This is a genomic window from Blautia sp. ZXY-1-C6 (genome assembly GCF_056339875.1).
In genome coordinates this window covers 15,926-39,157 of sequence record NZ_JBWJVQ010000202.1, presented here as the reverse complement: position 1 = coordinate 39,157, position 23,232 = coordinate 15,926, and the positions used below count along the sequence as shown (strand labels likewise).

20 protein-coding genes and 2 pseudogenes are annotated in these 23,232 nt (G+C 39.8%); 1 reads left to right on the top strand and 21 read right to left on the bottom strand.

The window, feature by feature from the left end:
• A partial coding sequence (locus AC075J_RS12055) for an NAD(P)H-hydrate epimerase (protein WP_476390357.1) occupies positions 1-632 on the bottom strand: 632 nt, incomplete at its 3' end.
• Between the two features lie 89 nt (positions 633-721).
• Positions 722-1,369 (bottom strand): redox-sensing transcriptional repressor Rex, encoded by a 648-nt coding sequence (locus AC075J_RS12050; RefSeq protein ID WP_022380002.1) that lies wholly within the window; start codon positions 1,367-1,369, stop codon positions 722-724.
• A 260-nt stretch (positions 1,370-1,629) separates the two neighbouring features.
• On the opposite strand from AC075J_RS12050, the pseudogene AC075J_RS12045 reads away from it, so the two are divergent.
• Positions 1,630-3,539, top strand: a pseudogene (locus AC075J_RS12045) (ABC-F family ATP-binding cassette domain-containing protein).
• A gap of 116 nt (positions 3,540-3,655) precedes the next feature.
• Here the strand turns inward: AC075J_RS12045 and AC075J_RS12040 are convergent.
• The 19 genes and pseudogenes from AC075J_RS12040 to AC075J_RS11950 form a co-directional block, all read right to left on the bottom strand.
• Complete coding sequence (locus AC075J_RS12040; RefSeq protein ID WP_118587749.1) at positions 3,656-4,864, bottom strand: NADP-dependent isocitrate dehydrogenase; 1,209 nt, start codon at positions 4,862-4,864, stop codon at positions 3,656-3,658.
• 79 nt (positions 4,865-4,943) lie between these two features.
• Complete coding sequence (locus tag AC075J_RS12035) at positions 4,944-5,825, bottom strand: S8 family peptidase (protein WP_476390356.1); 882 nt, start codon at positions 5,823-5,825, stop codon at positions 4,944-4,946.
• Positions 5,826-6,333: 508 nt separating this feature from the next.
• Positions 6,334-6,432, bottom strand: coding sequence for a hypothetical protein (locus AC075J_RS12030; protein WP_476390358.1), 99 nt, complete (start codon positions 6,430-6,432; stop codon positions 6,334-6,336).
• Positions 6,433-6,496: 64 nt separating this feature from the next.
• Entirely contained in the window at positions 6,497-7,066 is a 570-nt protein-coding gene (locus AC075J_RS12025) for a class I SAM-dependent methyltransferase (protein WP_476390355.1), read from the bottom strand.
• Between the two features lie 20 nt (positions 7,067-7,086).
• The gene (pap, locus tag AC075J_RS12020; protein ID WP_476390354.1) at positions 7,087-8,565 is read right to left on the bottom strand and encodes a polyphosphate:AMP phosphotransferase; all 1,479 of its coding nucleotides are present in this window, start codon (positions 8,563-8,565) and stop codon (positions 7,087-7,089) included.
• 383 nt (positions 8,566-8,948) lie between these two features.
• Entirely contained in the window at positions 8,949-10,454 is a 1,506-nt protein-coding gene (locus AC075J_RS12015; RefSeq protein ID WP_118669958.1) for a hypothetical protein, read from the bottom strand.
• Between the two features lie 56 nt (positions 10,455-10,510).
• Positions 10,511-11,014, bottom strand: coding sequence for a gamma carbonic anhydrase family protein (locus tag AC075J_RS12010; RefSeq protein WP_026648164.1), 504 nt, complete (start codon positions 11,012-11,014; stop codon positions 10,511-10,513).
• A 350-nt stretch (positions 11,015-11,364) separates the two neighbouring features.
• Positions 11,365-12,006: a methylated-DNA--[protein]-cysteine S-methyltransferase gene (locus AC075J_RS12005; RefSeq protein ID WP_118575860.1), complete on the bottom strand. Its 642-nt coding sequence runs from the start codon at positions 12,004-12,006 to the stop codon at positions 11,365-11,367.
• 259 nt (positions 12,007-12,265) lie between these two features.
• The gene (locus AC075J_RS12000; RefSeq protein ID WP_118669957.1) at positions 12,266-13,288 is read right to left on the bottom strand and encodes a transglutaminase domain-containing protein; all 1,023 of its coding nucleotides are present in this window, start codon (positions 13,286-13,288) and stop codon (positions 12,266-12,268) included.
• Positions 13,289-13,380: 92 nt separating this feature from the next.
• Complete coding sequence (locus tag AC075J_RS11995; protein ID WP_118669956.1) at positions 13,381-14,979, bottom strand: AAA-like domain-containing protein; 1,599 nt, start codon at positions 14,977-14,979, stop codon at positions 13,381-13,383.
• Positions 14,980-15,102: 123 nt separating this feature from the next.
• On the bottom strand, positions 15,103-16,143 hold the full coding sequence (locus AC075J_RS11990; RefSeq protein ID WP_118633027.1) for an alpha/beta fold hydrolase: 1,041 nt from the start codon (positions 16,141-16,143) through the stop codon (positions 15,103-15,105).
• Positions 16,144-16,223: 80 nt separating this feature from the next.
• Complete coding sequence (locus AC075J_RS11985) at positions 16,224-17,582, bottom strand: MFS transporter (protein ID WP_118633028.1); 1,359 nt, start codon at positions 17,580-17,582, stop codon at positions 16,224-16,226.
• A 25-nt stretch (positions 17,583-17,607) separates the two neighbouring features.
• On the bottom strand, positions 17,608-18,318 hold the full coding sequence (locus AC075J_RS11980; protein ID WP_118633029.1) for a TetR/AcrR family transcriptional regulator: 711 nt from the start codon (positions 18,316-18,318) through the stop codon (positions 17,608-17,610).
• Between the two features lie 281 nt (positions 18,319-18,599).
• Entirely contained in the window at positions 18,600-20,186 is a 1,587-nt protein-coding gene (locus AC075J_RS11975; protein WP_118575850.1) for an AAA family ATPase, read from the bottom strand.
• A gap of 115 nt (positions 20,187-20,301) precedes the next feature.
• Positions 20,302-21,429, bottom strand: a pseudogene (locus AC075J_RS11970) (AAA family ATPase); the annotation flags it as partial.
• A 234-nt stretch (positions 21,430-21,663) separates the two neighbouring features.
• Positions 21,664-21,852, bottom strand: coding sequence for a hypothetical protein (locus AC075J_RS11965; protein WP_182434500.1), 189 nt, complete (start codon positions 21,850-21,852; stop codon positions 21,664-21,666).
• 108 nt (positions 21,853-21,960) lie between these two features.
• Positions 21,961-22,326 (bottom strand): PAS domain-containing protein, encoded by a 366-nt coding sequence (locus AC075J_RS11960; RefSeq protein WP_118611745.1) that lies wholly within the window; start codon positions 22,324-22,326, stop codon positions 21,961-21,963.
• Between the two features lie 120 nt (positions 22,327-22,446).
• Complete coding sequence (locus AC075J_RS11955) at positions 22,447-22,944, bottom strand: hypothetical protein (protein ID WP_026648155.1); 498 nt, start codon at positions 22,942-22,944, stop codon at positions 22,447-22,449.
• A 68-nt stretch (positions 22,945-23,012) separates the two neighbouring features.
• On the bottom strand, positions 23,013-23,195 hold the full coding sequence (locus AC075J_RS11950) for an AAA family ATPase (protein ID WP_062807848.1): 183 nt from the start codon (positions 23,193-23,195) through the stop codon (positions 23,013-23,015).
• Between the last annotated feature and the right edge of the window lie 37 nt (positions 23,196-23,232).

Here is a 23,232-nt window from a genome sequence, read left to right as displayed (position 1 = left end):
CCGGGTATGGAATAGATTCCGATATCCGCAACAACGATCTCACCGCCATACATGCGTCCGGGATAAAAGCACAGCCCTCTTTTGCGAAAAGCAAAGGTAACCGTAAGATCTGCCCGGAATGCAATTCCCTTCTCAAATCCGGTATCTGAGTCAATCCCGGATGGAATATCCACAGCTACTTTATACGCAGATGCCCGGTTCATTGTACTGATAAGCTCTGCATATTTTCCCTCTACAGGTCTGCTCAGTCCAACCCCAAAGATGGCATCTACTATAGTAGTATATTCATCCAGATCCAGGTTATGCACCCGGGGCACCTGATAATATTCTGCTGTTTTAAGCTGTCCGGCAGTTTCAGCAGTCATTTTCTCTTCCTTACCCGCAATATAATACCAGGTTCTGACTCCTCTCAACTGAAGCAGTCTGGCAATCGCCAATCCGTCTCCGCCATTGTTGCCGGTTCCGCAGATCACAAGGATTTTCTCTTTTTCTTTATTCTTTAATCTCTGTACAATCTCCTCAACCGTATTTAATGCCGCCCTCTCCATAAGTACCGGAGACGATATCCCGGCTTTCTGAATCGTATTATGATCCAGTTCTTTCATCTCAACAGCAGTTACAATCTCTCTCATCTGTTCACCTCCTGTTTACAATAACACATTTACATACAAGAGAAAAGCTGTGATCAGATGACCACAGCCTTGTGTTTCACAGTTATCCCTTACATCCCTTCATGTTCCTTTCTGTACTCACTCAGGTTATAGGACAAAGTCATAAGACTCTCTGAAAGATGTACGTTCTCTACCATTACATCCTCCGGGGCATCCAGATCAATATGTGCAAAATTCCAGATTGCCTTAATTCCATTATCAATTAAAATCTTTGCCATCTCTTTGGCTTTATTTTTAGGAAGAGTCAGGATCGCGATCTCAACCTCATTCTCCTTCAGAAACAAAGGAAGATCGCTCAACATCTGAATCTCAATTCCACGAACTGCAATCCCCTCAAGTACAGGATTGACGTCAAAAATACCAACCAGCTTAAATCCGCGCTTTTCAAAATCCACATAATTGGCCAATGCCTGTCCCAGATTACCGGCACCCAGAATAATCATCGGATGTACAGTATCCAGCCCAAGAATCTTACCGATTTCTGTATACAAATAGCGTACATTATAGCCGTAACCCTGCTGACCAAAACCACCGAAATTATTTAAGTCCTGACGAATCTGGGAAGCCGTCACATGCATCTTCTTGCTAAGATCATTTGAAGATATACGCTCTACATTCTCCTCCATCAATTCACCGAGGTAGCGGTAGTACCGCGGCAGACGCTTGATTACCGCTTTCGAAATTTCCTTAGCTTCCACAAATTTTCCCTCCTTAGCTTATCTATGTCAATTATACCCAGATGTTATTTTATTGTCAAATTAAATTTGTACTTTTTGACCAAATATTTCTGTATTTTTTTATCAATTTCATTCTGAAAAATTCCCCGGAATATCATATTTTCTTCCATGCATCCATCCGGTGCTTTCTTTTCTCTGGACAAAATCTCTTAAAATGCTTTCAAAAACAGGCATTTTCGATTATAATAGTACGCGGACAAATTACAAACGGAGGAATTCCTATGATTTTATCATGTCAGAATATCTGTAAATCCTTTGGCGAAAAAATCATTCTCAAGGATGCCAGTTTCCATATAGAAGACCGCGAAAAGGCAGCTCTCATCGGCAATAACGGTGCAGGCAAGACGACTCTGCTGCGAATCATTATGCATGAGCTCTCCCCGGATTCAGGAAACGTGGTACTTGCCAAAGATAAAAATATCGGCTACCTTGCCCAGTATCAGGACATTCATGGCCATCATACCATTTACGAAGAACTGATTTCCACCAAACAGCACATTATTGATATGGAGAACCGTCTGCGCTCTCTGGAACAGGAAATGAAAACCACCACCGGAGATGCTCTGGACAGCCTGATGAATACTTACACAAGACTGAGTCACCAGTTTGAACTGGAAAATGGTTACGCTTACAAAAGTGAGATCATGGGTGTATTAAAAGGTCTTGGTTTCACAGAAGAAGATTTCGAACGCCAGATAGAAACTCTTTCAGGCGGCCAGAAAACCCGCGTAGCTCTGGGTAAACTGCTTCTTGCCAGCCCTGACATTCTTCTTCTGGATGAGCCTACCAACCATCTGGATATGGAGAGTATTTCCTGGCTGGAAACCTATCTTCTGAATTACCCGGGTGCTGTATTTATCGTATCCCACGACCGTTACTTTCTTGACAAGTCGTAACAAAAGTTGTGGAAATCGAAGCAGGAAATATGCGTATGTACAGTGGCAACTATTCTGCCTATGCCCTGAAAAAAGCCCAGCTGCGTGACGCCCAGTACAAAGCCTACCTGAACCAGCAGCGGGATATCAAACATCAGGAAGCAGTCATTGCCAAGCTGAAATCCTTTAACCGCGAGAAATCCATCAAACGTGCGGAAAGCCGCGAGAAAATGCTGGATAAAGTCCAGCGCATTGATAAACCACAGGAGATTCAGAATCAGATGCGCATTTCCCTGGAACCAAGATTTGTCAGCGGAAATGATGTCCTTACTGTGGAAAGTCTTTCCAAATCTTTTCCCGGACAGACACTTTTCAGTGACATCTCCTTTGAGATCAAACGTGGAGAACGTGTAGCCCTGATTGGCAATAACGGCACAGGCAAAACCACCATGTTAAAGATCATCAATGGGCTGATCGATGCAGACAGCGGCAGATTTACTCTTGGTTCCAAGGTACAGATTGGCTACTATGACCAGGAACACCATGTTCTTCATATGGAGAAAACTATTTTTGAGGAAATCTCAGATGCTTATCCCACACTTACGGAAACAGAAATTCGAAATATGCTGGCAGCATTCCTTTTCACAGGGGATGACGTATTCAAACTGATCTCCGCTCTGTCCGGCGGAGAAAGAGGTCGTGTTTCCCTCGCCAAGCTGATGCTGTCCGAAGCAAACTTTCTGATCCTCGATGAGCCCACCAACCATCTGGATATCGCTTCAAAAGAGATTCTTGAAGAGGCATTGAACAGTTACACAGGAACAGTATTCTATGTTTCCCACGACCGTTACTTCATCAACCAGACAGCTACCCGGATCCTGGATCTGACCAATCAGGCAATTGTAAATTATATCGGAGATTACGACTATTATCTGGAGAAAAAAGAAGAGCTGACGGAAAAATATGCTCCGGCTGCCGCTCAGGCTGTGACAGAAGCAAAGCAGGCTTCTGATAACAAGCTTTCCTGGCAGCAGCAGAAAGAAGAACAGGCCCGCCAGCGAAAACGAGAGAATGAGCTAAAAAAAGTAGAAGCCCGCATTGAAGAACTTGAGACCAGAGATAAAGAGATCGACGAAACCATGATTCTCCCGGATATCTGCACAAATGTGGCAGAATGTGCGAAACTCAGCAAAGAGAAAGCCGCCATTACCGAAGAATTAGAAGGATTATATGAAAAATGGGAAGAACTTGCATAATGCAGGTTCTTCCCATTTTCGCAGTTTATAACTTTTTACAGGTTTCTCCGCTGCAGTGCGATCCTGCCCTGAGAACTTTTATAATGTTATAGGAACATTACCGGATAATTTTGATATTATAAAATTTCATCCAGTCTCTCTCTGATGGCAAGGATGAAATCTTTGCTGTTCAGTACTGTCACATTCTCAAGAGAAGTGATCAGTGCGAGGTCTTTTGTCATCTTACCGCTTTCAATCGTCTCCAGAGTCGCCTTCTCCAGTTTATCAGCAAATTCCATCAATTCTTTATTGTCGTCCAGCTCACCTCTTTTTCTCAGAGCTCCGGTCCATGCAAAAATAGTTGCTACAGAGTTAGTAGATGTCTCCTCACCTTTCAGATAGCGATAATAATGTCTCTGTACAGTTCCATGAGCAGCTTCATATTCGTAATATCCCTGTGGAGATACCAGTACAGATGTCATCATAGCCAGAGAACCAAATGCCGAAGAAACCATATCACTCATAACATCTCCATCATAGTTCTTGCAGGCCCAGATAAATCCGCCTTCAGCCTTCATGACACGAGCTACGATATCATCGATCAGGCTGTAGAAATATTCAATGCCTGCTGCCTCGAATTTCTCCTTAAACTCATCCTCATAAATAGTTGCAAAGATTTCCTTAAAACGTCCGTCATAAATCTTGGAGATCGTATCCTTGCCGCCAAGCCACAGGTTCTGTTTTGTATCCAGCGCATAATTAAAACAGCATCTTGCAAAACTTGTGATAGAATCATCCAGATTGTGCATACCCTGAAGCACACCCGGTCCCTCATAATGATGGATCAGCTCTTTTCTCTGCTGTCCGTCTGCACCTTCAAATACCAGATAAGCATCTCCGGGGCCGTCAATATACATCTCTGTGTTCTTATACACATCACCATAGGCATGACGTGCGATGGTGATCGGTTTCTTCCAGTTCTTAACACATGGTTCAATACCCTTCACTACGATTGGGGCACGAAAAACAGTTCCGTCGAGAATTGCACGAATCGTTCCGTTAGGACTCTTGTACATTTTCTTTAAGGTATACTCTTCCATTCTTGCCTTATTAGGAGTGATAGTGGCACATTTCACTGCAACGCCGTACTTCTTTGTAGCCTCTGCTGCATCAACAGTTACCTGATCATCCGTTTCATTTCTGTATTCCAGACCAAGGTCATAATACTCAGTGTTCAAATCAATATACGGAAGAAGAAGTTCATCTTTGATAATTTTCCAGAGAATTCTGGTCATCTCATCTCCATCCATCTCCACAAGTGGTGTCTGCATCTGAATTTTTTTCATGTTAATCCTCCTCTTTGGCTCTTATCCAGTTAATTATCATGATAGCCGAAAACAGACCGTTCGTCAATGCTTTTATACACTAAAGCAATATTTTGCGAAATAAAAGGATACTGATTACAGTTCCATAAAGCGTTCCAGAATCCAGCTCTCCCCATCCCTGCTGATTCTTTGGCAGTCCCATATCCCTGGCACTTTCTTTCAGTTTCATCTTGATCTGAACATTAGTCAGTTCCGGATTCTTCTCAAGCATCAGTGCTGCTGCCCCTGCAACCAGAGGTGTAGACATAGAAGTACCACTTTTCACTCCATATCCGTTATCTGCTCCCGGTGTACAGGCAAGAACATGATTCCCGGGCGCAACCGAATCCGGTTTACAAACACACTCAAAGGTAGGTCCCCTGCCGGATATGGCAGTCCGTCCTGTAAGCAGATCGCTGGAGCCTACTGTGATAATCTTCCGGCTGCTTCCCGGTGCTGTCACACTTCCTGCCTTCGGTCCCTGATTTCCTGCCGCAGCCACTACCACCAGACCTGCATCCCAAAGTTGTTCCACACCCGCAATCAGAACTCTGTGATCTTCTGCTCTCCTGCAGGTTGTTCCCACCGAGATATTCACTACACGTATTCCATAATATCTCTTATTCTCCAGAATCCAGCGAAAAGCCTGCAAAACATCTTCTTTCCTGCCATTTCCCGTTCTATCAAGCACCTTCAGAACGATAAGCCCACAACCCGGGGCAATTCCTCTCATCCGTCCTTCCGAAGCCCTTCCGTCACCGCCAATGATCCCACATACATGGGTTCCATGAGAATTATCATCATAAGGTCTGATACGATGTCCGATGAAATCTTGAAACGCAAGTATTCTCCCTGTAAAATCTATATGAGGAAAAATCCCGGTATCCAGAACACACACACCCACGTGCTTTCCTGTATATCCGGAATCATCTGAATTCTTCATAAAAAATCCTCCGAATCATCTGGATAATGAAATCTTACCGCAACTGTTCATCAGGTCGCTGCAAAGACAATGAACATCTGCGTCTTACTTTAAATTATTCGGAAGATTATATTTTTGTGTCCGACAGTTTCTCCTGTCATATCTCCGTTTTTCTGTAAATAAAATGTATAAAGCTTCCATGATATGCAGATACTTCTGATATGCAAAACAACAGGCATATACAGAATCTGTTACAGAAATCCCGAAAAATATCCTTATAGCAATTTCATAAAATAACTGTAACCATCTGCATAATATTAAGGAGACAAATTATGACTGCATTATTATTGATACTGGTATTTTTACTCTTTCAGACCTTCGTCCTGCTCTGCTGTGTAGCTGCCGGAAATGACGCTGCCTCCCAGGAAATCTCCGATCAGGAACAAATGGAATTTATCCGGGAATGGAAAAAAACACATTGCAGCAGCCCTCAAAAATAAAGGGCTGCTGCAATGTGCTGATAAACCTTCTACATCACATAACAGTCATATCGTATTGCTTTTCCTTTTAATATATAAGAAGGCTCTCTTCCATCAAGACAGACGCTCTTAAGAGGACGTTTTACGATAATTCTGGAAGGTCCGGCTTTGATAGCTGCATCAAAAAGATCTTTTTCCTCAGAACATGGAGGTTCAAGTTTCTGGATTCAGCTGAAGTTTTTTATTTATCAGACCGGATTTCTGTCTCTTCGGGAACATGGGATCAAGATAGATCACATCTACCGGATCCATAAGTTTCTCCATACATGACACACTGTCACCCTCTACCAGTTTCATTCTGGAAGCAATGTCTTTTAATACGGGATGCTTTCTGGCACGCCGGAGCGCATCCTTCAAAAGTGCGGCGATCACCGGATTCTGTTCGTATAATGTCACCTCATAGCCATATGCTGCAAGAAGGAAACCATCCTCCCCCATGCCTGCAGTGGCATCAATTGCTTTCAGATGTTCTCCCTCAGTTTTGACCGCACGTACCAGCATTTCATGGGAAAGTCTTCCGTTTGTAACTCTGTGCAGCATTCCTTCAAAATCTCCCTGATATGTCAGACCATAGCCGGTAAGTGATACGCCCCGGGAGTCAAACATTACTGTCAGATGTTCTCCCGGTTTGTCCATAATCGGAACATTGTTCTTTCTGGCAAAAGATTCTGCCATTTCTCTTTGCCCGCCCTTACCCAGGCAGACCGTTATCTTATCATTCATGTACACATTTCCCGCAAAATTTAATTTTCTTTTAATGCTTTTTCTATTTCAGCGATCACAATTTTGAGTGCTTTAATACGGGCATATTTCTTGTCAACAGATTCCAGTACATGCCATGGTGCAAAGGAAGTATTTGTCTTCTGAAGCATCTCATTTACAGCCACTTCATAGGCATCCCATTTCTCTCTGTTTCTCCAGTCCTCATCTGTGATCTTCCATTGTTTCTCCGGATTATTCTGTCTCTCCTGAAAACGCTCCAGCTGTGTATCCTTATCGATCTGTACCCAGAATTTAATAATGACCGCACCCCAGTCTTTAAGTTCTTTCTCAAACTCATTCATTTCGTTGTAAGCACGTTTCCAGTCATTTTCACTGCAAAATCCCTCCAGACGTTCTACCATGACTCTGCCATACCAGGTTCTGTCAAAAATAGCGATATGACCATTTTTCGGAAGTCTTGTCCAGAAACGCCATAAATAATGTCTGGCCTTCTCATGTGGTTCCGGACTTGCGATCGGATGTACTTCATACCCCCGGGGATCCAGAGCTTCTGTAATACGTTTAATGTTACCTCCTTTGCCTGCCGCATCCCAGCCTTCATACGTGATGATCACAGGAATACGTCTCCTGTACAGTTTATTATGGAGTTCCCCCAGTTTACTCTGGAGCTGTTTCAGTTCTCCCCTGTACTCCTCGTCATCCATTGTTTTATCTCTCAGATCAATATCCGACAGACGGGGAATCTGCTCCAGAGGAAATACATTCTGCAAAATCGGAACGGAATGTGCCTGATTCTGCATGGCAACTTCAATATTGCTTACCATAGTCTCCAGCACCTGAAGTTCCGCCCATTTTCTGTCACTGGCATCTATGATGTACCATGGTGCAGAGGAAGCATTCGTGTCAGACAGATACTGAGAAAATATTTTTGCACATTTTTTGTAATGTTCATTCTGCCATTTATCAAAGTCTGACACACGCCATCTGGTGTCTTTATGATCCAGAAGTAATTTTTCACGCCGCTTCTGTTCATCCCTGTCAATCTGCATAAAGAATTTCAGCACCAGATAACCATTATCTGTAAGCTGCCGCTCAAAACGGCGGATGCTGTCAATCCGCTGTGTATAACCTTCGCCTTCAATCTCGCCCGACAGACAGTCTTTACAAGTCTGCTCCATCCAGCCGGAATCCAGAAATGTAAATTTTCCGGCTTCCGGAATCTGTTTAAAATAGCGATACAGAAATGGATATCTCAGTTCTTCTGCTGTGGGAGCTGACATAGTGGCAACCTTAAAGAAACGCGGATCAATATTTTTAATGACTTTTCCGATCGTACTTCCCTTGCCGGAAGATTCCCAGCCTTCAAAGAGTACAATTACCGGGATCTTATGTTCCTTGATTTTCATCTGAAAATCATAGAGCTGACTTCTCGCTGTCTGCAGACGGGTTTTGATTTCCTCTTTTTCCGGCATATGTGCCGGAGTCCATGTTGTAAGCATAACATTGATCCTCCTTTTATTTTTCTTCGTAACTGTTCAATACTCTCACAGTCAGAGGCTGTTGAATAGTTATCCTTCTCATTAATAGAATATCTCAAATTCAGCTGAAATAATCATAACATGAAATCTGTTTATCGTAAAGCAGGTGTATGATATAAATAATGCATATTAATCGTTACTGTTCACTCCGTTCACAATAACGTAGCCAAAATTCATTCCAGATTGCCTGCGGCAATGGAATTTTGGCTTGTATGTCTCGGGATTTTGGCATATTCATGCCAAAACACCTCGCGGGATAGTGGTGTGTGAACAGTAACTATTAATTCGGTCAGGTTACTGCTCATCAGAGCGTGAAATCCTGCGTCAGATATCCTTGATGTGCGTCAGATTTTTTCTAAATCCGCAATATTTTCAGGATATTCCATATCAGAATATAATTTCAGCTGTAACTGTAATATTCTGTTATACTCATCGCATCCGGGTTCTAACACTCTTCTTTGTTCATAGAGTTTATGATCTTCCTCACTCATTTTCACATCAAAGCTTTCCTGAGTATGGAATTGGATTTCAATACGATAGTTGCGTGAGTTTTTAAACTTGGTATTTACGCCATTATATGGAAAACTGTCATTGACCCAATAATTTTTCAATGAATATATCTTCCAGTTTTTCTCATACAGGGCATCTGTCACAGATCGTATCTGTTCAACATATTCTTTCGGTTCCAGTATCACTGTATAACGAATAACATCCGCTATTGAATCAAAAAAAGACTTCTCTACTCTCTGATAAAGCTTATTGTATAAGGACTTCGGTGATTTTACTCTATACTCTAATCCCGCAAGTACTGCTTTATTTGTTTTTGCAAAGTCCACAAGAAATTTGGTGATTTCAAACTCTGTAGACAGATAATCAGCATAAAACACTCTTTCCTCAAAAGAAAGTTTATTGAAAAGTTCAATATCCTCTTCTGTCCATGATTCTTCAATTTCTTTATTAAGGTAGATCTTTTTTGAATTTTCAGCGGACAAAACACATTTGAGTTCTATCGAATCAATGCCAAAAAGGCCGGTATTATCACCTGATCCATGAGTCAGACTTCTGAAGATCTTCTCATAATTATTAATGATCAAATTTACTTTTCTTTCAATCAGTGCATATGCCGAATCCGATCCGCCTGCTTCTATCACAAGTTTACCATCTTTAACAGCAATACTCCTTACAACGTTTCTTTCAACAAAGCCAACAATCTCTTCAGAATTATACTTATCAAAATCCTCATAATTCAGATCAAGATTTGTGTTCTTCAATTCTGCAAGCTGATTTCCAACAGCAAGAACTGCTGCCAGATTCTTCAATCTGACAGTATTTTTATTGTCTAATACCAAAATTTCTTCCAGCTGATTTATATCATCGCTGTTTCCGTCAATAAAATACAGCATACTGGTTATGGCATGTTTATGTTTCTCTGACGGAAATTCAAATATATCTCCATATTCTTCTATCAGACACGCACTGAACAAAACATGATATTTGCTCATGATCTGAAGGAATGTAAGCGATTGAGTCTGCTTTTGGATTCCCAGTTTGTTTATATATTTATTCATAATTTCCTGATTTAAACCAAATCCGGTATGAGCAAACAGAGCCGCCATCAAAAGGCAGTAGCATTCATCTCCATTCAAATCTTCCAGCTTCTGTCTGTCCATTATTAAATCGCAAAATTCTGCAATATCTATAAAATGCATAATAGAATAATCAGAAATATTGGGATATATCTTTTTATACTTCTCCAGCATTCTCTGGACCACTGTACAGTTATCCCTGTAATTCTCATATAATTTTTTTGATTTTGTAAGTAAATTTTCCGAACACTTGTTAACTATCATTTGAATTATTCTCCATCAACATATTACTTGTTTTTTTCTGCCGGACTTTCTTTTTTCTATAACACACCCTGTTCTTTCATTTCCAGAGATACAGTGACATATTCCTTACTGTTCTCCATAATACCAAGCTTTTCTTCCCAGGTGAGATTTCGTTTGATCCTGGCCGGACTGCCCATTACCAGAGAGCCATCCGGTATCACAGTATTCTTGGTAACCAGGCTTCCTGCACCTATAATGCAGTCCTTTCCGATCTTTACTCCATCAAGGATTACCGCTCCCATTCCGATCAAAGTTCTGTCACCGATGGTACAGCCATGGATCACAGCATTATGCCCTATAGTCACATTATTTCCAATATATACCGGTCTGTTATGGTTTACATGAATCGTACAATTCTCCTGAATATTTGACTCCTCACCGATCACAACCGGTGCATCATCGCCCCGGATCACAGCATAATATAAAACACAACTGTCACGCCCAATTGTCACATCTCCTACAATTACTGACTGTTTCGCAATCCTCGCATCTTGTGATATTTTTACATTCCTGTAATTCATTTCATATTCCTCATATATAATCCTTCACCTGATCATCACATTCAGACAATTCATGGATGCCACATAATGGTAATCTATTTTCTCTGAAATCCCCCTGATAATAGCAAGTCCATATTGTGTATCCCTGTTTCTGTATTCCAGGGGATTAAATTTCACCCCATTGTCACGCAGTGACAGGCACCCGCTTCCATCTTTTTCCAATGTCAGCCGAAGATCAATAAAATGTTTTCCTTTTTACCTGTAAATCAATGTTCTACAATGTTTCCTGCAATTTCTTCCACTGCCAGGCAGATCCGGAAAGATTTGCCCGCCCCCAAATGTTAATAAGGTAATCATCCGTATCTGTTTTCTCACCGTTTATCATCTCTTTGCGTCAATCCATATTTTTTTAAATCCACCGTTCCATTGACAACCTCAATTCCATCTGCTTCCAGTAGCTTTTTCTGTACATCTTTACCGCCGAAGGCAAAAGCCCCTGACAGTTCTCCTCTGGAATTCACTACCCGATAACAGGGAATATGCTCCGGATCCGGATTCTTATGGAGGGCATTCCCTACCGCTCTCGACATTCTCGGATTCCCTGCCATTTCGGCAACCTGACCATAAGTTGCAACGCATCCTTTCGGAATTTGCTTCACTGCCTCATAAATCTTCTTTGTCGGGCTGTATGTTACGAGATCATAGCTTTCGGATATCATTCTTTTAATATCTTTATCCGGTACCGTCCCATTTAGAATAATGGTATTCCAATGTTCCTTATTCTGATGATAACCAGCCTGTACAGATTCATAGGCACTTCGCCAAAAATCACGCCACTCAGGATCTGCCTTTACATTCAGATTAACATAACCGTTTCGTTCATAGATCCATAAAAAAATTTTTTTGTTTTCCCTCGCTCTTACCACTTGCCAGTTCTGATCACGGAAAGGTCTTTCCGTATATGTATTCTGAAATGATAAACAGAATTCCAACGCTGCTTCTCGTGTAATCATGCAATTTTGATTCATTTATTTCACCCTTATTCCCTGAAATTATTTCTGGCATCTTCATAATCTCTTGGAAATCCCTCAAACAAAATTATTGCCTTATCATACTGTTCCTCTTCCATACATGATATAGCTTTCCTATACTGTTCCTGCTTCCTGATTTCTTTTAATTCCCTGTCCCGCATCTCGGCTGTTTTCTCACTCTGATCACATTCTTTTAAAAAGCTCTATCCTCACACGGAAAAAGTCAAGCTGTTTATTACATCTATTTTTCCCCTTCATTCGCTTCCTCTATTATCACACTCTCCTGTACCTGCATATCCGTATACTGAACACGAATAACTGCCTGCGGCCAGTTTATGCTGACCATTGCTGTTTTGTCTTTCTCATCTCCTGCTTTCCGGATAAGCTCCAGCAATTCCTTCAGCACTTCCTTTGTCAGATAACCGCCTCTCCAGTGAAAAATAAGTATCCTGCCTTTCTTCGCCGCCTGCAAAGAACGCTTATACACATCCTCTTTCTTAGTAAAAGAAAGCTTCTTCTCCTTATAGTAAAAGTGCTCATGATCACCGCAGTGAGGCGCCGGCGCAATAAGAGGCTCATGATCCCTGAAAATCTGTGAATCATCCAGATTGAAATAATCATAGCGGATTTCAGAAGTCTCACGATCTTTCCCCAGGGTATTATCAAAGGTCGCATCCAGATGATAATATGTACCTCCTATTTTTACGATATTCCATGTGTGGCGATACTTAATCCCCTTCTCAGGATTATTTCCACAGATTGCAATCACACACCAGACTCCCAGTGCATCTAACAAAACCTTTACTGCTTTTGCGATTCCCTCACAAACACCAACGCCTTGCCCCAACGGTCCGATAATTTCATGGGAATATGATTTTTTCAGTTTGTCATAGCGGATATTTTCACAGATAAAATCATGTACATACTTCTCTTTCTCCCACTCAGATAGCTTCTGAGCCGGGCGAATCAGCTTCTCAACTCTGGCAGTCATAGCCTTTTGATGTTCGCAAATCTTCTTTTTATCAAAAAGATACTCCGGAATAAAAATCAGATTCGGAGAGTCTTTATAATACCGGTATTTATAACTGCTCACCCAAAATATCTCCGGATGATCCAGACGCATCTGAAAAAATACATTATAAAGTTCTTCTCCCTCTAATGCCGGAATCTGAAATTCATCCGCCAGGTTTTTCACACCGCTAAGAATGCTGTGATATGCAGCCTGCTGCGCCTTATTCATATGGTTGTAATAATATTGCTCCATTGTTATCTTATCTCCAAGTTCTTCGTCACTTAAAATCGCCAGCATCACATATGACTATTCAAAAAATGGTTTTCTTTTTCTGGTGAATTAATTTATACCACTGCTTCCACTATCGTTTTCCCATTCACTATAATTTTCCGGATTCCCGACTGTTTTTTCCTGTTAAAATTAAAGCTAAGCATATATCCTTTATCCACATGATAATCTTCCAGATATCCAACAAGCTGCTGTTCTCCCCGCTTATTATACTCGTCACCGTGCCATATCTTTAATTCAATTATATATTGCCGTCCATGATAATCTACAATTACATCTGTTCTTCGAAGATCTCTTGTTCTGGATTCGATGTAATAATTTCCTGTCCCGTTAATAATCGGTTTCAAATATAGTAAAAAGAACTTCCGCCCCTGCTCTTCCAGAAATTTTTCATCAGATTCCCCGTAAATATCATGGAAATGAACAACAAAACGTTCCAATATCCGTTCCATATCCAGATATCCATTAACTATAAACTGACTCTTATCCTGCAGGGCTGCCTTATATATCTCTGTCTGCTGCATCTTTGCTTCTGTAAGATAATAATTATATAATCTCGTTTCAAAAATTCTGTTTGCAATAACCACATTCCCATTTTGGTTTTTAATAAAGCCAAACATCTGAGCCATATCAATCGAGGTTTCATCCGGATTATACGCGATATTTCTTCCTGTAAAAAGTAATGTTTTCAGCATAACACTTAACTCCGGATAATCGCATATTTTTCCAACTAATGATTCAAATAAAGGATTTTTCTCCGCAAGCAGAATACGCACTGCTTCATTAAAACCATTTTCCGTCCATACCAATTTCAGATTTTCATATTCGTCCCGTACCCTTTCATCCATCAGCTGGCAGATTCTTGAAACCAGAAACGGATATCCTGCCGTATACGCATATAGCAATTCTGACATTTTTGATATATTCATCCCTGTACGATGATCAATTTCGTACTCCTGCAACATCCCTGCTATCTCTGATTCAGAAAAACTCATTTCGATGCTGAAATCTGCGGCAATATTCCATGGACTGTTATATCTATGTCCTTCCTCTGGTCTGAGTTTTCTCTTCAAATTCTTAATATCATACACTCCTGCCAGAATCACCGACTGAAATCCCGGATAAAATTCTCTGTCCAGGTACTGTGCCCTAAGCTGTGCCAGAAAATCAATAAAAACCTGATTATTCGCTGCGCTGTCTACTTCATCAATCATAAGAACTATTTTTCTGTCTGCCACTTCACATATATCACTTAATCCCTCAAATAGCTCTTTCAGAGAAAAGTATCTGTTAGCATAATCGGCATCCTTTTTCATTTCTTCTATAACTGAAACCATCTCATTATTCATAGTCTTACAGTTTCTGTGAAGCATACGCAAAAAAGAATTCGCAAATGCTACTGAAAACACATTTCCATTACTAAATTTCTCATTGTCAAATGTCTGAAAATCAAGTAATACAACATAATATTCATCCCGAAGTATTTCTGCAAGCGCGCGCAAGGTTGTAGTCTTACCATATTGTCTGGCCCTGTTAATAGTAAAATATTTTCCTGCATCCACAAGCTCTCTAATCTGTTGTAAACGACCATTAATATTTACCATATAATGTTTCTCTGGAATACACACACCTGTTGTATTAAAAACTCTCCCCATTCATCACACCTCACAATCAAAAATGGTTCCCGGCTATCACATTTAATTAAAACAATGATAACATGAAACCATTTTAGCGTAAAGCAACATTCCAAAGGTTTTATATAACTTTCAGACAATGACTTACTCTCTCAACACCTCATAATGAGAAAACATCTCCCCGCTACATGAATCCAGAAACTTCATAATCTTATCTAAATACATTTCCATCGTCCTGTCATCGCTGCAGTAGGTCTCATGTCTGGTTCCCGGCAGGTATACATATTCACAGGAAGTGATTCCTCTGTGATTGATTTTCTCTGCAAATTTTCTCAATGCGTTTACAGATACAAAATCATCTTTTTCTGCCTGAAATAGCAAAACAGGTGCTGACAGTTTCTTCCATCCGCAATATTTTATGTACCAGCTCATTTTTACAGACGCCAGAAGCCATCCATAAGAAGCTGCACTAACCTGGAATTTTTTATTCTCTTTACGCAGCTCATTATATTTTTCAAATCTCGGTCTGGAAGTACATCCACTGGTTTCGAAAGTCTCACTACCATCATAAGGCTTCTGACCAGCCACATAGTCTTCCTTTTTTCCCAAAAGGCACTTCGTCTGTGCAATAGCGATCACCAATGGCCAGGGAACATTTCCGGTAAGCGGGCGGAGCATAGGAGAATTCAATATAATCTTCTGAAACAGTTGCGATTCCCATGCAGCTGCAATTGTTCCAATTGCCCCACCCATAGAATGAGCAAAAAGAACTAATGGCAGTTCAGGATATGTTTTTTTAATCACATGGCATATTTTCAAAAAATCCCTCACATATCGCTTCCAGGTATCTATATGTACGAGAGATGGATCTGCTGTCAGGCGATAACTTTGTCCATGTCCCATATGTTCCGGCATATACACATGATATCCAGCCTTCAGAAAATAATAAATCATCTCATCATATTTCGGCGCTGCTTCTGTAAAACCATGGCTGATTATAATCACGCCTTTCGGTTTCTCTGCCAGGTAACGCTGTACATGAATTTTCCCCACTATCCCCGTGTCTTTTTGATGCAGATGATCCTCTGCACCAGGAACGTACCCCTCCTGACGGTGCGTTGCAAGATATGGTTCTATTTCATTATTCATTTTATACAAATATTCATTCTCATGTATTATTTCCATTCGTATGTACTCCTGTTACTTTTTCATAATTCTATTGCTATCTGCTTTTCACCATTCGATACATGCCTGTATTATAATCTTTACTGATGCCTATTAATAATCCCATTAATCTTTTTCTCATTATAGAATACCAGTATAATTCCACCTATACAGCAGAATACTGCTGCCCCAAAAGCAGCAACTCTATAACCAGTTCCTTCTGCTGCCCCTATCGTCGAGACTGCGGTAAATATCAGCATAGAAATACTCTGCCCAAGTTTAAATGCAAATGTCCTTGCCGCATAAAACATTCCTTCACGATTGCTTCCTGATGTAATCGAGTCGCTCTGCGAAATATCTGCCACAACAGCCTGCGGAAGAATTCCGAAAATCGCCATAGGAAGAGCCGCCACGACTGTCAGGATCAGTCCCTGCACCGATGCCGGAATAAAGCTCATTTTTCCCATAAATCCGGTATAAAAATAGGCAAAGCTAAATACTGCAAATGCAAACAAAATCATCTTTTTCTTTCCAAGTTTAGGAGTAAGCTTATTTACCGGAATATAAAATACAAGGGACAATGCTGTCATTCCCACAAAATACAAAGTTGTCATCGTTTCCGGAAGCTTCAAAAGACTGGTGACAAAAAATGGAAGACCTGTCTGAAACATGGTAAGTGCGATCCAGTAGAAAATATCAGATGCCACAAACTTGCGAAATTCTGCATTCTTAAAAGTAGCTGCAAGAGATCCGAAAGCTGACTCCTTTGCAGGAACCGTATCTACATAATCCTTTTCACGAATGCAAAATACAGGTACAAGCATACAGATAAACGCTACAGCCGCCATCAAAGTAAAGGTCATACGAATAGCTCCAACTCTGCCAAATGCCGGAATGAACATCCCCCATATCGTAGGTGCCAGATACGCCACCGCAGTTCCAGCAATAAATGTAAAAGAAATGACTGTGGAAATATTAAGTCTTTCCTGCTGGGTATGTCCAAGTTCCGGAATCAACGCATTATATGGTGTACAGTACGCGGTAATGGATAGATAGTATGCCAGAATCATAATCAGCAAAAACACTCCATTGATCCAGCTATTTTTATTAACCGGCGACCAGAAAACCAGTACTGTAGAAAGCGCCAGCGGTAAAGATGCCCATTTCAGAAACGGAATTCTTCGCCCATTCTTTGACGTACATCTGTCAGATAAAGATGCGATCATTGGATCTGTAAAAGCATCAAAAATTCTTCCGAAAGCTGTAATTCCGCCAATAATAGTAAATATGCCGAAGACCACCAGCCCCTGTGGAATAAATACTGTCTGTCCCTGACTGATGGCTGTCTTATCCGGCTGATAAAAATATACAAGCCAGTTAGAAATAATCCCGGACAGCATCGCCCATCCAAACTGTCCAGCTGCAAACTGCCATATTTTCCCTGTTGTTAACTTTTTCATGATACACCTCCAGATTAAAAATATTTTAGAAATTTCTTATTCCTCTTAACAGTAGCTCTATAATGATACGGATCTGCTTTTCACTCTCCACATTCTGGTCAGATGACAGAATATCTCCTCCTACTGCCAATTTCTCCATCAGTGCAAGGAGGGTATGTGTCAGAGAGAAATACATCTCATCCACTGAACAGTTAAAAGAAAGACTTTTATCTACCAGACCTTTCTCGAGAGCAATGGTCACATAAGGTTTCAATTTAAGAATCCCATTTTCATAATCAGCCAAATGTTCCTCTGATACATTATACTTTTTCACAAAAACATCAAATTCGTGAAGAAACTTCAAAAACGGCTTTTGCTCCAGAAATATCCTGCAAAAAACATTCAAAATTTTCCGTAACTGATCATAGCCTGAACTCTCGATGCCATCCATTTTCAAAGTAGCCTCTGATTTTGCATCAGCAATATTTGGCATATTACCCGTCTTCAACTCTCCTAAGTATTTCTCCGAAACCTTTTCCCAGTATACTTTTGCAGTCTCAATTACCAGTTCTATCTTTGAAGAAAAATAACGATACACCGTCGCTGCTCCCACACCTGCCCGTTTCGCAACTTCCTCCATCGAAGTATCCTCCACACACTTCTCCTGAAACAATTTCATAGAGGCATTTATAATTCTATCTCTTCTCTGCTGCGCCTGACGCACACGTGTTGGAGATGTGCCCTCTATTTTTTCCATCTGCTCACCGCCTTTTGCATTTTATGATAGTAATACTATCATTTTTATATGTATCATACAATATATTTTGTTTTATTTTAAAATTTTTATATATATTATATAAATCCATCTGTCATTTTTTGTGCATCTTATCAGCTCTTGTTCTTGCAATACAAAATTCTCAGAATAATCCTCAGGCCTGTCAATACCAGATTCAGAAATAAAAAAATGGTTTTCCGTTATCAATTCTCTTAATTGAGACAGTAATAACGAAAAACCATTTTTTTATCAAATATAGATATTCATTTTTTCTCATATCTTTCAATCAGACACTGATGTTCTTTTGTCTTCTTGTCATAGTTTATCCCAACCAGCAAAATATCTCCGGTATAATCCAGAACTGAATCCGGATATTGCTTTTCTTTAATCTGTTGCAATGCTGTCTGAGCCTTCTGATTCCATTTCAATTCTACAATAAGAGCCGGATAATCAGACCTATATTCCGGTTTGGGAATATAAACAAAATCCGCAAAACCACGTCCTGTCGGAAGTTCCCTAACCGGCTTAAAATAATACTGTATCGTACTTAAATAGCCAATCGTAAGAACACTACTAAGAGAATTTTCATTGTTATATTGAATAACAGAAGCATATTCCCTATGGATTTTTTCAATACCTTCTGCTACCGCCTGCGCATCCAGATCCAGCGTAGCTTCCAGCAATTCTTCGGAATCGCGTGAAAAAGCGGCCATTTCATTCCAATGTTTTCTACGCACTGCCTTTGACAATTCCTGACGAATTTCCTCATTTGGGACAAATGCCCGTCTCCGATTCTGATCATAGGCCAGATATCCCAGATGTATCAAATATGTCAGAACATCATCACGACTGGAAAAACTTACCATATCATTTTGAAAAGTTGTCACATCAACCTCTACAGAATCTCCTGACAACATTTCAATAATAGATGACTTTAAACCATCAAAGTCCATGTTAAGCAATGGTACAACAGCCTCGTAAGATGCCGTTTCTGACCAGTAACTTTTAAATTCCCCTCTAAGCATTACACTTACAACTGCCTGCGGATTGTATGTTTGATAATTATTTAAAAGATAACCATCATACCATCTTTTTACCTTATCATAATTCTGATGATATTTTCCGGCAAGTGCCTTTACTTCTTCTTCTGTAAATCCAATATACGGCGCCATATTTCCAGATCCCAACATTGTAAATTCATCAAAATTATTGAGTGCCGACTGCGTTTTCAACTTTTTAATCGGAAGAATACCTGTCAAAAATGCCAGCGCCATATATTTCGTAGGTTCAATTCCCTTAAACATTCTCCGTAAAAGTCCAATATATGCTTCCTGAATATTCTGATTCTGTGCCTCATCACGTATCAGAACATCCCACTCATCAATGATCACAATGAATCTGTTTCCTGTTTCCTGATTTATAATAGACATCGCATCCGGAAGTCCCGTCACATCAGAATCTAAGATATCCGGGTATTCCTTTTTTAATTCCTCTACTATATTATTCTGAATCGTATTCACTATTTCGCTGATATTATTCTCTGTAATAAACCATTGAACATCAAAATGTATCACATCATACTTATTCAGATATTTATGAAAATCTTCCGTATCACTCACAGCTAAATCCGCAAACAGATTTTCTGAATCACATCCCTTACTATAATAGGCAGCCAGCATATCTGCCGTAGTAGATTTTCCAAAACGTCTTGGACGGCTGTTGCATATAAATGCCTGTTTGGTATCAATAACTTTATTGGTATACGATAAAAATCCCGTTTTATCCACATATATTTCCGAATTCACCGCTTTTTGAAAAGCACTGTTATCCGGATTCACAAATCTCCCCATTCTTTACACCTCATAATCAAAAAATGGCTTTTCCCAATATACATCATTCCCCGAGAAGCTCCCCATATAAGAATTCCGGACAAATGTATCCATCAGGTCTCCTCCAATCTGAAGATTTTCTTTTTACTGCATGAGTAAGTTCCTGTCGTATTTCCTCATTTGGAACAAATGCCGTTCTTCTGTTCTGGTTATATCCCAAATAACCAAGGTGGATCAAATACGTAAGTACATCATCTTTACTTTGTATATTCACCGTATCATTTTTGAAAGCAGCTGTATTTACTTTAATCGAAGCACCGGAAAGTATTTCAATTATAGCGTTTTTCAAACCATCATAATTCATATTGATAAAAGGAACAATTGCTTCATAAGAAGCAGTCTCAGACCAGTAACTTCTAAACCTGCCCCGCACACAAACACTTACTACTGCTTTAGGATTATATACCTGATAGTCCTCCAGCAAATAACCATCATACCAATATTTTACTTTCTCAAAATCTCTGTGATATCTTTCGCAAAGATCCTTCACTTCAGCTTCTGTAAATCCAATATATGGTGCCATCACTCCTGCATCAAGCATTGTAAATTCATCAAAATTATTTAATGCAGACTGCGTTTTTTCTTTCTTTATCGGCAAAATACCTGTAAGATACGCCAACTGAATATATTTTGTCGGTTCCGTTCCCTTAAACATTGCCCGCAAAAAATTAATGTACCTTTCCTGTACTTTTTTATTCGCCGCTTCATCTCTGATCAGAACATCCCACTCATCAATAATTATAATAAATTTCTGTCCAACAATATTTTTAATACGTGAAAGACTTTCCGACAAACTTGTCTCTTCTTCAGGCAGAACGCCAGGGTAAATCTCTCTCAATTCAGCCTGTACAGATTTCGTAATAAACGCTATAACATTATCCACATTATCACAATTTGCCAGGAACCACTGAATATCAAGATGAATCACATCATATTTATTAAGATGTGTCTTAAAATCAGATTCCCTGCTTATATCCAGCCCCGAAAACATTTCTTCAGAATCACAGCCCTTACTGTAATAAGCGGCCAGCATATTTGCAGCATATGATTTTCCAAACCTGCGTGGTCTGCTGTTACAGATATAAGCTTCTGTTGTATTAAGTACGCTGTTTGTATATTCCAACAATCCGGTTTTATCCACATATATCGGAGAATTCAGTGCCACCTGAAATGCACTGTTATCAGGATTTACAAATCTACCCATTCCTTACACCTCTCAATCAAAAATGGCTCCAGGCTATCAATTATTCTAAGTAAAATAATGATAACATGAAACCATTTTAGCGTAAAGCTGAAAAAAGCTGTTATATATCCAGATACCTGAGCTATATCGGGATTCTATAAAATAATCACAGTTATTTTGCGTAAATAGAACCAACAATCTTTCCCCGTAATGTACACGGCAGAATTTTACATAAGAATCTCAGAATCTTATACTTCACACCAGCCACGCACATTGGAGCACAATTCTTTTTCTGTGCAATCCGCGCAATATATGTGCCAACAGCCTCCGGTGGCTGAACTCATAGACTAAATAGCCAGCCTTACTCAATGCTACTGCAATACATCGTCCGATTCCGGAACTTCCGCCGGTGACAAGAGCTGTTCTTTTCTGTTTTGATTCCATATTGTTACTTACCTCATTCCATTTTTTCTTCTTACCACACGGGTAAGTTCCTGTCGTATTTCCTCATTCTTGAATAACTACCTGCACCATTCGTCCTGTACCATAACATCACCACAAATCATATTGTTTCATAGTTTCTGCGTTTCGATATTCATGTTTTTCATAATATCCTATCAGTCTTCCCTCTTCTCTGAGTGCCACCATATAAACATCTTTATTTTGCTTCTCATTATGGAAAGTATAAACAAGGTTATGGCTCTCATCTGCCCCAAACCAGTCCACTACCTTCTGTATTTTATCCCTGGATTCCTGATTATGACAATCTAACAGGCTTCTTCCAATAAGTTTATCACCGCCTCGCTTCGCATAGCTGTTAACAGCTGCCGGATTCATGTAGATAATCTCATGCTTAAGATTGCATATAACAATCGAAGCCCTGTCCTGGTCAACAATACTCTTATAAAAACTAATCATATATTTTTTTATGTCCTTTCATTTTTTTCTTTCGTCTAATAGTTTACTATCCACATCAAATATCTTTAAATATCTGTTGGCATACATGCGGACACCATCAATGGTATTTGTAATAAATCATTACAAAATTTTCGAAACAAAATAATCTGCCTCAATAATATGCCTTACATTCTTCTCCCTGGAGTCAACAATACTCACACGTCCATTCTCCGCTGTCAAAGTCACACTGGAACCATCATTCCGATAAACAGTCATATGTTCCACTGGACGTTCCAATGTCTCTATTGGATCCTTCATCTTTTTTAATCGCCGATACTCATATTCTGGAATAAAAAATTCAAGTTTTGAAATAGCTCTTTTTTTCTTTAATGGTGTTTTTCTTAATGAACCATTTTTATTCATAAAACGATCCGCAAATTCAACATTTTCCGTCATTTTATCAATTACATCCGAAATCCCTTCAATCTGATCAATCGGTCTTTCCTGTAATACTCCTGTTATAATTTTCTTATAGTCTTCTTTTGAAATTTCTACTGACAGCTCATTTCTTCGTCTGTCATAAGTTTCCCCTGATTCATAAGTAATTTTATAGCAATAGTTAAAGTTCAAATCTTCCATGCCTCCAATCAAAAATAGCTTCATGCCATCAAAATTTTCAACTAAAATAATGATAGCATGAAACCATTTTAGCGTAAAGCAACATTCTCCATAAAGAATTCAATAATTTTTTCAGCCAATTTATTATGAAGACTATTGCCAAATTCATCAATGATCAGCATTCCGGCATTTTCTATTACCCTGATCAGATGAGGCAGCAAATCGGCAAATACCTGGTTTCCCTGCGATTCGCCCTTGTTGCCATAGAGCAATTCCACTTCTTCGTTTCAGGATTAATCCTTAATAACT

Coding starts and splice junctions, on each gene's coding strand:
- AC075J_RS12010 (WP_026648164.1), bottom strand. CDS start 11,014: ATGAATTACAGGAATGTAAAAATATCACAAGATGCGAGGATTGCGAAA.
- AC075J_RS12035 (WP_476390356.1), bottom strand. CDS start 5,825: ATGAAGAATTCAGATGATTCCGGATATACAGGAAAGCACGTGGGTGTG.
- AC075J_RS12040 (WP_118587749.1), bottom strand. CDS start 4,864: ATGAAAAAAATTCAGATGCAGACACCACTTGTGGAGATGGATGGAGAT.
- AC075J_RS12015 (WP_118669958.1), bottom strand. CDS start 10,454: ATGATAGTTAACAAGTGTTCGGAAAATTTACTTACAAAATCAAAAAAA.
- AC075J_RS12000 (WP_118669957.1), bottom strand. CDS start 13,288: ATGGAGCAATATTATTACAACCATATGAATAAGGCGCAGCAGGCTGCA.
- AC075J_RS11980 (WP_118633029.1), bottom strand. CDS start 18,318: ATGGAAAAAATAGAGGGCACATCTCCAACACGTGTGCGTCAGGCGCAG.
- AC075J_RS11985 (WP_118633028.1), bottom strand. CDS start 17,582: ATGAAAAAGTTAACAACAGGGAAAATATGGCAGTTTGCAGCTGGACAG.
- AC075J_RS11995 (WP_118669956.1), bottom strand. CDS start 14,979: ATGGGGAGAGTTTTTAATACAACAGGTGTGTGTATTCCAGAGAAACAT.
- AC075J_RS11955 (WP_026648155.1), bottom strand. CDS start 22,944: ATGGAAGATTTGAACTTTAACTATTGCTATAAAATTACTTATGAATCA.
- AC075J_RS12005 (WP_118575860.1), bottom strand. CDS start 12,006: ATGATTACACGAGAAGCAGCGTTGGAATTCTGTTTATCATTTCAGAAT.
- AC075J_RS12025 (WP_476390355.1), bottom strand. CDS start 7,066: ATGAATGATAAGATAACGGTCTGCCTGGGTAAGGGCGGGCAAAGAGAA.
- AC075J_RS11975 (WP_118575850.1), bottom strand. CDS start 20,186: ATGGGGAGATTTGTGAATCCGGATAACAGTGCTTTTCAAAAAGCGGTG.
- AC075J_RS11965 (WP_182434500.1), bottom strand. CDS start 21,852: ATGGAATCAAAACAGAAAAGAACAGCTCTTGTCACCGGCGGAAGTTCC.
- AC075J_RS11990 (WP_118633027.1), bottom strand. CDS start 16,143: ATGGAAATAATACATGAGAATGAATATTTGTATAAAATGAATAATGAA.
- pap (WP_476390354.1), bottom strand. CDS start 8,565: ATGCTTACAACATGGACTCCGGCACATATGCCGGAAAAAGAGGAAATC.
- AC075J_RS11960 (WP_118611745.1), bottom strand. CDS start 22,326: ATGATTAGTTTTTATAAGAGTATTGTTGACCAGGACAGGGCTTCGATT.